Annotated in this window: 13 protein-coding genes; 8 read left to right on the top strand and 5 right to left on the bottom strand. The window is 39.7% G+C overall.

The features are described from left to right. The first annotated feature begins 163 nt into the window (after positions 1-163). The 3 genes from ACOB82_RS06200 (at position 164) to ACOB82_RS06190 (ending at position 3,257) form a co-directional block, all read left to right on the top strand. Positions 164-520, top strand: coding sequence for a phosphate ABC transporter substrate-binding protein (locus tag ACOB82_RS06200; protein ID WP_448212074.1), 357 nt, complete (start codon positions 164-166; stop codon positions 518-520). A gap of 20 nt (positions 521-540) precedes the next feature. Beyond that, entirely contained in the window at positions 541-696 is a 156-nt protein-coding gene (locus tag ACOB82_RS06195; RefSeq protein WP_448212073.1) for a RidA family protein, read from the top strand. 503 nt (positions 697-1,199) lie between these two features. After that, positions 1,200-3,257, top strand: a complete 2,058-nt coding sequence (locus ACOB82_RS06190; RefSeq protein WP_448212072.1) for a TonB-dependent receptor — start codon at positions 1,200-1,202, stop codon at positions 3,255-3,257. Positions 3,258-3,397: 140 nt separating this feature from the next. Here ACOB82_RS06190 and ACOB82_RS06185 read toward each other — a convergent pair whose 3' ends face one another. The 5 genes from ACOB82_RS06185 to ACOB82_RS06165 form a co-directional block, all read right to left on the bottom strand. After that, a complete protein-coding gene (locus ACOB82_RS06185; RefSeq protein WP_448212071.1) occupies positions 3,398-3,583 on the bottom strand; it encodes a 50S ribosomal protein L19 in 186 nt (61 codons plus the stop codon). A gap of 728 nt (positions 3,584-4,311) precedes the next feature. After that, positions 4,312-5,286, bottom strand: coding sequence for a D-2-hydroxyacid dehydrogenase (locus ACOB82_RS06180; protein WP_448212070.1), 975 nt, complete (start codon positions 5,284-5,286; stop codon positions 4,312-4,314). Between the two features lie 13 nt (positions 5,287-5,299). Further along, positions 5,300-6,244, bottom strand: coding sequence for a polysaccharide deacetylase family protein (locus ACOB82_RS06175; RefSeq protein ID WP_448212069.1), 945 nt, complete (start codon positions 6,242-6,244; stop codon positions 5,300-5,302). Continuing rightward, positions 6,244-7,194 carry a polysaccharide deacetylase family protein gene (locus ACOB82_RS06170; RefSeq protein ID WP_448212068.1) on the bottom strand — a complete coding sequence of 317 codons (951 nt, stop codon included), beginning with the start codon at positions 7,192-7,194 and terminating at the stop codon, positions 6,244-6,246. The genes ACOB82_RS06175 and ACOB82_RS06170 overlap by 1 nt, the downstream gene beginning before the upstream one ends. 15 nt (positions 7,195-7,209) lie before the next feature. Then, positions 7,210-7,872 (bottom strand): isochorismatase family protein, encoded by a 663-nt coding sequence (locus ACOB82_RS06165; protein ID WP_448212067.1) that lies wholly within the window; start codon positions 7,870-7,872, stop codon positions 7,210-7,212. Between the two features lie 168 nt (positions 7,873-8,040). Here ACOB82_RS06165 and ACOB82_RS06160 point away from each other — a divergent pair, with 168 nt between their 5' ends. The 5 genes from ACOB82_RS06160 to ACOB82_RS06140 all read left to right on the top strand — a co-directional run bounded on the left by ACOB82_RS06160 (position 8,041) and on the right by ACOB82_RS06140 (position 12,147). Further along, positions 8,041-9,213, top strand: a complete 1,173-nt coding sequence (locus tag ACOB82_RS06160; RefSeq protein ID WP_448212107.1) for an acyl-CoA dehydrogenase — start codon at positions 8,041-8,043, stop codon at positions 9,211-9,213. Between the two features lie 20 nt (positions 9,214-9,233). Beyond that, a complete protein-coding gene (locus tag ACOB82_RS06155) occupies positions 9,234-10,205 on the top strand; it encodes a hypothetical protein (RefSeq protein ID WP_448212066.1) in 972 nt (323 codons plus the stop codon). 63 nt (positions 10,206-10,268) lie between these two features. Further along, complete coding sequence (locus ACOB82_RS06150; RefSeq protein ID WP_448212065.1) at positions 10,269-10,760, top strand: flavin reductase family protein; 492 nt, start codon at positions 10,269-10,271, stop codon at positions 10,758-10,760. A gap of 65 nt (positions 10,761-10,825) precedes the next feature. Next, positions 10,826-11,494: a hypothetical protein gene (locus ACOB82_RS06145; protein WP_448212064.1), complete on the top strand. Its 669-nt coding sequence runs from the start codon at positions 10,826-10,828 to the stop codon at positions 11,492-11,494. A gap of 8 nt (positions 11,495-11,502) precedes the next feature. Further along, positions 11,503-12,147 (top strand): glutathione S-transferase family protein, encoded by a 645-nt coding sequence (locus tag ACOB82_RS06140; RefSeq protein WP_448212063.1) that lies wholly within the window; start codon positions 11,503-11,505, stop codon positions 12,145-12,147. Positions 12,148-12,154: the final 7 nt, after the last annotated feature.

Below are 12,154 nucleotides of genomic sequence, written 5' to 3'. Positions count from 1 at the left end.
TAGCGCCAACACTAATGTTGAACGGCTATCCAGTGCAAAAGATATTCAGTTTCCTGTGGTGCAACTCTCCAAAACCGCATCGGTCAATATTGTCCGAGTATCGGAACTGCTCAACAGTGCTGTTACTAGAGGTATCGATCTGGTTTTTTAAGGAGAATTTCACATGAATATTATTAAATCAATGCTGTTATTCTCTAGCGTCATTATGTTTAGCGCTCAGGCAGTAACGGTTATGGTCCACCCATCTAATGCTGATGCACTAGATGCTAAAGATATAAAAAAAATATATTTAGGAAAATCAAAAAAATTCCCTGGCGGTGGTGATGCAACCCCGATTGAATTAAAAGAAGGGCAAGCAAAATCGGATTTCTTAGATGCTGTGGTTGGTAAATCGGAAAGTCAGTTTAAGGCCTATTGGTCAAAACTGGTATTTACCGGTAAAGGTCAAGCACCAAAAAGTTTTGATTCTGACGCCGATATTATTAAAGAAGTCAGTGGCGATCCAACACTGATAGGTTAACTAAAGATAGCCTTATAAAAATGACGATTTGGTTAACTGATGCTGCTGATTTTGCCGAATTCAACAAAGCTTATGCGGCATATTTAGGTGACCACCGTCCAGTGCGCTCAACTGTGCGTTGCGACTTAGTTATCCCAGGTGCGAAAATTGAAATTGAAGCGCTAGCAGGCTTCTAAGCAGCCTTGTTAAATTTATTGTGGTAACAACGCTATTTGAAAGCGATTCAAATCGAGTTCACTCAATAATTTAAACCAGACAACAAGCCCGAGCATTGCTCGGGCTTTTTAAAAGCGAACAAAGGGAAAGTTTAGATTGACGAACGCCCCCTCTTACTTAGCTAAGAGCTCCAGTTATCACTTCTAATTTTACTGTAAGTGGCTTACTGCACAGAAGATAACTAGTTATTTGCCACTAGACATTTCATGACCAGATAATTAATTATTGTTTAATTAGCCCTAGCTAATACAATTGATGACTCGTTTAGCTCATTTATGTTTAAATTCTGCTTTTAACTTTTTCTTGGCATTTTACCCCTGCCAATAAACTGCATTTAAATTGAACGGAGCCTTTAGTTAAATTATTACAATAACGAATAACTCAATTTACATACTCAACACACTTGCCCAACCAATTAATCACAAATACAGGTCTTATATATCTTATGATTTTTAAGAAAAGTTTGCGTTGTAAACAATTTCCAAACGTTATTGCTATTGCACCGATATTTACCTTCACGATAGCTATTTTCACCACTCAGGCGCAAGCTCATACGAATGATATAGAAACTATTACTATTTCAAATACCCGCTCGGCACAGCCATTGACAGGCGTTAGCAGATCGATCGCGTTAATGACTACTGACCAGATTGAGGCCACGCAAGTTGACCATATTCAACAGTTGCTTAATCAAGAGGCGGGTGTCTTTATTAATCGCAATTCAGGTCAAGAGATGTTATTGGCTATTCGCTCACCCGTACTTTCTGGCGCTGGTGCTTGTGGCAGCTTTTTGACCATGGAAAACGGCATTCCTTTACGTCCTACTGGTTTTTGTAACGTCAATGAGCTTTTTGAAAGCCATTTTGAATTGGCAGAGCGTATCGAGATAATCAAAGGGCCCTCCTCTATGTTTTACGGAAGTAATGGCATACATGGTGTAGTCAACATTATTCAACCAGCTTCAATATCTAGAGAGCCATTCATTAAGAGCACATTTGGGGAGTGGGATTATCAACAACTGAGTTTTTTAGCAAATAATGAAAATCTAGCCGTTTCCTCCTCACTTACCAATAGCGGTGGCTATAGAAATGACTCGGGTTTTACCCAGCAAAAATTATCGATATTTCATTTGGCAGCTTTTCAAGAGTTTGATGTAGAAACTTCACTGACCGCCACTAACCTCAATCAAGAAACCGCTGGTTATTTAGTCGGGAAAAACAGCTATAAAGATGATGAGGTCAGGCGCACAAACCCAAATCCTGAAGCATATAGAGATGCCAACTCGATTAGGTTGTCTCAACGATATAGCCTGATAAATGGCTGGCACATTTCACCGTTCGCTCGGTATTCAGAGATGGAATTTCTTCAACATTTTGTACCAGGTAAACCGATTGAGAAAAATCGTCACCATAGCTTAGGCATCCAAACTCAAAAACAATATCAGATAACTGAACATGCAAACCTAAATATCGGGCTAGATCTTGAATATTCAGATATGTCGCTTTTAGAAGAGCAATTTTCACCCACTCAAGGTTCAGCATTTTTAAAGGCAACTATTCCACAAGGTAAACATTACGATTATAAAGTTGAAACGATGACGTTGGCTGCATTTGCAGGTATTGAGTATCAGCTATCTACAACCTGGCAGCTGGATACTGGTCTTAGGTTAGAGCAAATTAATTTTGATTATACCAATAAGATGGGCGCAGGACGTTTGGATGAAAAAGGCGAACCATGTGGCTTTGGTGGCTGCCGTTTTAACCGACCAGAAAGCAGCAAAGATAGTTATACAATTGCTTCACCTAAATTAGGCTTTATTTATCAAAAAGATAACTATCAAGGGTTTATTAATCTAAGCCATGGCTTTAGAGCGCCACAATCTACTGAGCTTTATCGCTTGCAACGAGAGCAAAGTATCTCTGATTTAGAGCCGGAAACGATTATTGCATTAGATGGTGGTTGGCGAGTAAGCACAAAAAACACTCAGGTTAATTTGCAAGCTTATTGGTATGAGAAATCAGATGTGATCTTGCGTGACAATAACTTTTTTTATACCAGCGATGGCAAAACCAAACATCAAGGCATTGAATTTGGTGTTGAAACCGAGCTGAAAAATGCTTTCGAAATATCAGCTAACTTCAGTTACAGCAGACATACTTACAGCAATAACCCAAATTTAAGTCAGGAAAATATAACCGGCAATGAAATTGCCAATGCCCCTCGCTGGTTGGTCAATGTTTTTGCACGCTATCAATTATCCAATTGGTATGCTGAATTACATGGGCAATATGTTGATGAGTATTTCTTAAACCCTGAAAACACTGCGAGTTATGCTGGTCACATCCTGTTGCATGCAAGAGCAATGGTTGAAATAACACAAAAATTAAAACTCAATCTTAATGTAGAAAACCTAACCGATAGGTATTACGCGGAGCGTGCAAATTACACTAGCTTTACGCAAGAACGATATTTTCCGGGTTTACCAAGAAATATAAAAGCTTCAATCACATATACGTTTTAAAGCGATACGGCTAAATGAGTAACCTCTGGTTAAGTAAGTACTGGATTAGGTTACGGATAGGTTACGCAATAACAAAAAGCCCGAGCATTGCTCGGGCTTTTTCTGGGGTATAAAAGTAAAACTTTTTACAAGTGTAAAAATTACTTCTTCGCCAATTTCTCTTTGATACGTGCAGAACGGCCAGAGCGCTCGCGTAAGTAGTAAAGTTTAGATTGACGAACATCACCGCGGCGTTTAACTGCAATAGAGTCTACTAATGGGCTGTGTGTCTGGAATACCACACCAATTACAATAATACATATAAAATTCAATACCTTAAATAACAAACCTGAATTTTATCACGTCAGAAAAACAAGAATAACTGGAAATTTAAGAACAATAAAATCAAATAGTTATTTGCTCAATATTAAAGATAATACACTGTATAAGGGTACGCAAAAATGGGGAAGGTAGTTAACTATAAACGGCATTTTAAAACCAAATGATTATTTAATTTTTAAATTTACTCATTTGTTATTTAAATCGGCCTAGACTCAGATGACCGTGATTTTCATGATTAAATTTAATGAAATTCACTCAAGAAAGTTTCCATATTATTTCCATTGAAAGTTTTAAAGGTCATATTGTTCCTGAGTAGATGCTTTATCAAAAGTATCTATACAATATGAACGATCAGTAAGAACCGCCACAGCTCCAAAATTTGTTTTATATGGGGGTTTAACATTTTGTTGGTACCTTGAGACTATACTTGTTACAGCAAAATCTTTCTGATCGCATAACCTTTGCGCCGTTTAACGATTCTACAAGTCTAGCCTAATCTTTTGAGCTGTCATCAATTGCTGTTGGCAAAGTATTTCAGGCATTGTTCTCAGAAAGGCGCGCTTTTACCTCATAAATTATTAGTTCGTCTTTGTTAGATGACTTTTTATTCTTATGCATAAACCTAAAACATCTGTGCCCATGGAAGACCCATTGCCGATAATCTTTCGGTCGTACCAGGTCCTTGGAAAATAGTAATCGTGAAGAAATGTCAAATTATCGGTGACCAATATAATTAAATGAGTGTAGATCCCAGTGCGTCAATAAGCTTCTGATTTTCATGTTTATAAAACTCACTAATATTTGCAGCTATTGACTTTATTAAGCGCTGTTGAGACTCAATTGTTGCCCACGCTATGTGCCCAGTAACTTTTAAGTTTGGAATATTAACTGATAACAATGGGTGATCATGTGCTGGAGGCTCTAGTTCTAATACATCTAACACTGCTAATGCAATTTCATTATTTAGTAATGCCGCTTTTAAATCTTCTGAATTAACAATAGCACCTCGTGCAGTATTAATAAGTATGGCTTCAGGCTTCATTAACTTTAATGCGTAGTTGTTTATCAAATTTTCTGTTTCCTCGACCAAAGGACAATGAATACTTACAATATCAGCTTCTTGTAATAAGTACTCAAATGTCACTCTATTTTCTCGAACCTCTATAACTCCTTTTCTCTCAGCAACTAAAACATTCATGCCAAATGCTATTGCAACACGTTCTACTGCATTTGCTAGCACTCCATAGCCAATCAAACCTAAGGTTTTATTCTTTAACTCTACAATTGGCTCTCCATGTAAACAAAAAACATCCGCTTGTTGCCATAAACCATTTTTGGTAGCTTCATTGTGACTTTCAATTGAGTGAAAATGATTTAGAATTTGTGAAAATACATACTGGGCTATACTATATTCAGCATAGCCAGATACGTTTTTTACAACAATCCCCATCTTTTCCGCAGCGATAATATTAATATTATCCATTCCTGTTGCAGCGACACAAATTAGTTTCAAATTAGGTAGTTTAGATAAAGTACATTCATCGAGAGCCACTTTATTCGTGATAACAATTTGCGCCCCAAGTAACCGTTCTATTACTTGGTCATATGAAGTGGTTGGATAGCATGTAAATTCATCAACTAAATCACTAATAGCGCATAAAGAAATATCTTCGCTGATGGTTTTAGCATCTAAAAAAACAGCTTTCATTGATAGTCTACCTCTAAGTTGCTTTCGACTTAACAAACGCTAATATTTCACTGCTAGAGCAAGTCCATATACCAGCTTTTGAAGAAATATATTCAAGCGCTTGCTCAAGTATACCAATACGATGCGGTTGACCAAGCAACCAGGGGTGAATATTTAATGCTAAAATTCGCCCGCCTTCACGCTCGGCTTCTGCCAGTAGATAATCACAGGCATCACAAATTTGTTCAAGGTAAGAGCTTTCACTGTGCAAGTTAGATTGTAAAATAAATTGATCATCAAGTTCAGTTGATATCGGCATATTCCACAATTGGCCGTGCTGCGTATTAAATTGATATGGCATATCGTCATTGACCCAATCACAACAGTACTCAATGCCGTGTTGTTTTAACAAACTTGGGGTTAATTCACTTTGATTTTTTGCAGGACTTAGCCAGCCAGTTATAGCTTGTCCAGTAAACTCTCGTAAGCTGTTCAGTGATTTGGCAATTAATGCTTGTTCTTGATTAGCGAGCGCCTGCTGCGCGTCACCATAATGCAGTGTGTCCATATCCCAGCCATGGCAGATAATTTCGTTATTTCTTTCCGCTAGAAAACTCACTAGTTGCGGCGCTTGTTCAACAAGGCGGCTGTTAATTGCAAAAGTCGGTGTAATGCCAAAGTTATCAAGGGCAGCTAAAATGCGGAAAATGCCAACGCGATTACCATAATCACGCAAACTAAAATGGCGTAAATCAGGATACGGCATGGTCATGCCCCCCGGTACTTTATAAGGCACACCTTTTTGATCAAGTGGGAAATATTGCACTGAGACATTTAACCACAACGCCAATTTCTTATTATCTGGCCATGTTACCGTTTTACGCTGTTGTAGCATTGACCAATCATACCATTGATGATCCATGCCGTATGAGCGTTCAGCATAAGATAAATAATCTTGAGGTAATTGTTTGTCAGACATTATTTAACTCCGTGTTCGGCAACTTGCTTGATATGTTTAATAGACGCTTGATAGCAATGTTCAAGGTAGTACTCGGCAATCTCGCGGCCTGTGGCAACCCATACATCAGGGTGAGAGGTGATGTAATCGAGCGCGGTTTCAAATGCTTTAATGCGATGCGGACAACTGACTTGATAATTGTGGGTTGGAATACACATTACTGTGCCGGAGTTTGCCCCTTCTTGATAGAGCCTATCAAAGTTACGCTGGATAATTTCACCGTAACGACGTGGTTCAATTTTATTCACCACATAGGCAATGGTATCGTTCATTTCTAACGAGTATGGAATGGACACAAAGCGTTTGCCACTGCGAGTATGAATTGGCGTTGGCTGGTCGTCATGAAATAAATCACAAGTATAAATACCGGCATTTTCTTCACCAAAAAGCTCAGTGCCCACTTCGGCAAATAAATCAATGGTATGATCAGAATGTGACAGCGCCGGCGCTAAATAGCCTGCGCATTTTTGGCCGGTATGCTGATAAATTGTCTCCATTGAGTCTTTAATCATATCGCGCTCTTGTTGTTCACTCATGCCGTAGGTATAACGCGTGTTATAAATGCCATGACTGAAAAACTCCCAATCTCGCTCTTTACACATGGTGATGATTTCTGGGTGGTGCTGACAAAGTGCAGTAGATAAAGACACAGAGCCTCGAATACCATATTTATCAAGCAACTCCATTTGGCGAATATGCCCGACCCTATTACCATAATCACGAATACCATAACCTTGAATTGCTGGGTACGGCTGTGGCCACGCTGCGCGATGTGGGTTTTTCGGAGGGTTAAGCTCATAAAATTCAATATTAGGCGCCAGCCAAAACGCGACTTTTGCACCATTTGGCCAGTTAATTTTGGGTCGGTTTAAATAAGGCCAATAATCGTAATATCCTGGGTTTGCTTTCATCATGATCACCTAATATTAAATGCTATCTAACCAAGCAGTAACCGTCTCAATATCTTCTACGTCCGCGTACTTTAACGATAAGTCAGTTAAATTAGCGTAATGATAGCTTTCATGTTTATCGGCAACACATTGCTCTGGCACTATGGTGCGATAACCTCTTGATAGCGAATCAACGGCGGTTGCTCGAATACAGCCAGAAGTTGACCCCCCAGTTAAAATAACAGTGTCAACTTGGTGCCAAACCAGCAATGACTGCAATTGCGTTTCAAAGAAAGCTGACGGCATTTTTTTAAGATAAATAACGTCTTTTTCGCGATCAATTTCCAATCGATCATCAAACTCACTGCGACGTGAATTAAATTTAATATTTTGCAATGAGTCTTCAGTATCCGTTCTAGTTCCCCAAATACCGGCGTCTTCGCCCGATGCCATATAAGCAACATGAGTCCAAACAACTGGCCAACCTTTAGCGCGAAATCGTTTAGCAAGTTCATTGATATAATGCATTTGGTTTGGGTCGGTTTGATAAGCCGTTTTAAACTCATCAACACAGGTATACGCTTTTTGCGGATCAATATTAACCAGCACCGCTTTGTTACCAAAACCAAACTTTTTCCGTGCCGGGTTATTCTTGACATCAAAGTATATTTCTTTCGCTGTTTTTGTTGTTGTTTCCATATTATTACCTCAGCAGCCGTGACAAATTGAACTTGTCTATCATATTAAAGTATTCACAAATGAGTATTTAACTAAATTATATGAAATGTACCATTGATATAACATTATGTTCAATATAAGATACCACAAACTTTATTATTAATTTAACGCAAGGTTATACCTATGAGTATGTTAAGCAATTGGGATGACATTTTATTATTAAATGATCAATTGTCTGAAGACGAAATAATGATCAGGGATACTGCTCACGCATTCTGTCAAGAAGAACTCCTTCCAGGTATTTTAACAGCAACCAGAGAAGAGCACTTTAATCCTAACATTATGCGCCAATTTGGTGAAATAGGTTTACTAGGTGCGACAATTAAGGGGTATGGCTGTTCTGGGGTTAACTATGTTTCCTATGGCTTAGTGGCTCGCGAAGTGGAACGTGTTGACTCAGGCTATCGCAGCGCTATGAGCGTACAGTCATCCTTGGTCATGCACCCTATTTATACTTGGGGTAGCGAAGCTCAAAAAGAAAAATATTTACCTAAACTCGCAACCGGTGAATGGATTGGCTGTTTTGGTTTAACTGAACCTGATGCAGGCTCTGATCCTGCTGGTATGAAAACCCGCGCCAAAAAAGTTGACGGTGGTTACCGCTTAACTGGCTCAAAAATGTGGATCACCAACTCCCCTATTGCCGATGTATTTGTCGTTTGGGCAAAGAATGAAGCCGAAAATAATCAAATATGTGGCTTTGTTTTAGAAAAAGGCATGCAAGGCTTATCTGCGCCAAAAATTGAAGGCAAGATGTCATTAAAGGCATCGATTACTGGCGAAATAGTGATGGATAATGTCTTTGTGCCAGAAGAAAACATGTTTCCAGAGGTTCGTGGTTTAAAAGGCCCATTTAGCTGTTTAAATATGGCGCGTTATGGTATTTCTTGGGGCGCATTAGGTGCCGCTGAAGACTGCTGGCATCGTGCACGTCAATATGGTTTAGATCGTCATCAGTTTGGCAAACCTCTCGCTCAAACCCAACTTTTCCAAACCAAACTTGCCAATATGCAAACTGAAATTACCTTAGGTTTGCAAGCATCACTACGTGTTGGGCGATTAATCGATACAGGCGATTGGGATCCAACCATGATTTCGCTGGTTAAACGTAATAATTGTGGTAAGTCACTAGAAATTGCCCGTATCGCACGTGATATGCATGGTGGTAATGGTATTGCCGATGAATTCCACGTTATTCGCCACATGATTAATTTAGAAACCGTCAATACCTATGAGGGCACTTACGACATTCACGGTTTAATTTTAGGTCGTGCCCAAACTGGCCTACAGGCATTTTTCTAAACAGGTTTTAAGGAATTATTATGTCAAAGCAACAACCGAGTAAATTTCAACAAGCCATCACTGGTGAGTGGCATGGCTTACCCTCAGTTTTTGATGTCGATGGTGGTCATACCGGCTTTAATAAAGTTAATCGTGCCAGTGTCTTTGAAGGCGATAAAGTCACTTATTGGATGGAAACCAACTTCCAAAATTCAGGTCCACTGCGTAACCGCTTTGATACCGCCGGCGCTCGCTTTGAATTCGGGGTAATCGACTCAGATCAAAACCGTGTGTATTGTGGTCCAGACTTTATGGGGTCGGGTCGTCCTTATGGTTTATTAGTTGATTCTAATTATTACTCTCCCGGCTGGAATACCGATTTACGCACCGTTAACTTAATCATTCCGGAACGAGGTATTCAGGTTTATTCTTCTCAGCTATTTGAAGCTGACACCTTAGTCGCAGTTTTTAATGGTCTTTATGTGGTTACACAAGATCACGAAAACAATAAAGATGAGCAAAAGTTGGTTGCCGACTTCCTTGAGAAAGAACAAGAAGCCGCAAAAAAACCATTTATTTTACCGGTTAAAGAATCTGGACAATGGCGTGGCACCTTCGAAGTACATAATGGCGACCAAGAACGTCTTGGCACAACGGATATTGTTATTGATTATCGACCGCTGACACTGCGTAGTGCCGAAATCACCGTTGCCATGACAGGTGCCATAGAGCGCACGTTTAGCTATCAACGTTCACGTGTTGAAAATGTTCACCAGTATGAGGGCCCAGATGTATTTGGTAATGGTCGCGCTTATGGCCGCTATTTATGGAGCACGCAACACTTTTACGGTGAAGCATTTAAATTAAAAAGCCGCGATACCATCATTGATGACCAACATAGTATTTGCTCCGTTTGGCAGTTTTACCTAGGTAATAAAGAGGTATATACCACCTTTGGCTTACTTGAGTGGACACCACAAGAAACCGTATTGGGTGCTCAATACGTTAAATAACTCCCAGTCCAATTTGGCAAAGGATTGCCTATTGCTTAATCAATGGTATAGAAAAGGTGTTTTATGACTAACCCTGATATTTGCCCAAAAGAATTTAGACATGCCTTGGGAAAATTCCCAACAGGTGTCACCATTATTACCACCAAGAATCAAGATAATGAATATATAGGGATCACAGCCAGTAGCTTTAATAGCGTCTCGCTTAATCCGCCTTTGATTTTATGGAGTATTGATAAGAATGCGCGGTCATTACCGTCATTTCCTGACAATGGTCATTACGCTATTCATGTACTAAAAGACGACCAACAAGCGTTATCGAATAAATTTGCCCGCCAAGGGGAAGACAAATTTGCCGGTATCAATATTACTGAAGGTTTAGGTAATGTACCGTTACTGGATGAATATTGCGTCCGTTTTCAATGTCGATGTGAGCATCAATATGACGGTGGCGATCACATAATTATGGTTGGTCGCGTCCTCGATTTTGATACCAACGATAGCGACAACCCACTGATATTTCATTCAGGAAGTTACGCCAAAATTTTACATAATTAACATGTCGCGGCTATGTATTATTGATGCACTAAGCCTAAGCTTTATTGGACATTTCGAGATACACAATGACTGAATACTTACTGTTAAAACTTATCCATATCGTATTTTTTGTCTATTGGTTAGGCGGAGATTTAGGTACCTTTTACGCATCTCGATTTGTCGCTAAACCAGGCCTTTCAAAAGAGCAACGCTCTACCGCACTCACCATTATGATGGGCGTAGATCAAGGACCACGCATTTGCATGGCATTAATTTTAGCGCCTGGTATTCAAATGGCTTATAACAACGGATTGTTCACCATGCCTGCATGGGCGATGATCGCCATTTGGCTTGTTTGTTTCGCTTGGCTTGCCATGGTGCTTGCCATTCATTTCGGCCACGGTAAAGCATTCGTTAAACCGTTAACGACCTTTGATTTTAATTTTCGTCTTGGTGTTATCGCAATCGCTTCGTATGTCGCCATTGAATCCTTAGTTGGTGATGGTTTGATCAAAGCTGATTATCTGGCATGGAAATTAGCAATATTTGCCGCACTAGTCGCTTGTGGCTTAGGAATTCGCGTCATGTTAAAACCGTTTGTGCCTGCCTTTATGCTAATGATAAAAGACGGTCCAAATGAACAAGTTGATCAAACCTTAAATGCATCACTGCGCCGGGTGCGACCATTTGTCTATTTAATTTGGCTTGGGCTCATCATTAACGCAGCATTAGGTATCCATCTTATTAATCCATAGGAAAAAAAATGAAATTATTAAGCTCAAATTTTTCTCCATTTTCGACCCGAGTTCGTATTCAGATTAACAAGAAAGATTTGCCAATTGATATTTGCCCGCCAACACCAGCGCTTAGAACGCCCGAGTTTATAGCAAAATATCCACTGGGCAAAATTCCGGTATTGGAATTTGCAGATGGCAGCCATATCGCTGAGTCGTGGGCGATTATGGAATATTTAGAAGCGCAATATCCACAAACGCCATTGCGTCCAGATTCTGCGCTTGAAATAGCTCAAATGAATATGTTGTGTCGCTATGCAGATTTACATTTGGGGCCTGCTCTATTCCCATTATTTGTCGCGCTACTCACCGGAAGTACCGCAGAGCATGAAAATGAAATTAATGATATTAAAGCTGTATTAGCAAAAGGCGAGCGAATGATAGCTGAGTGCTCAAATATTAATGAGCGCTCGCTAACTATTGGTGATATTGCGTTGGCTTGTAGTTTATTTTTTGCCATCGAAACCCCCAAATTATTTGGCTGCGATAACATCTTGGCAGACTTTAAGTTGTTAACCGCTTGGTGGCAATGGGTAAATCAAGACCCAGCAGTAGCCAATGGTGTTAAAGAAATGGCACAAGCATTAGCACAATATTTAGCGGCGAATAAATAGCGGAGCA

Source organism: Colwellia sp. MEBiC06753, assembly GCF_053470325.1.
Note: the sequence above shows the minus strand (reverse complement) of the source record. Positions and strands in the feature narration are given on the sequence as shown.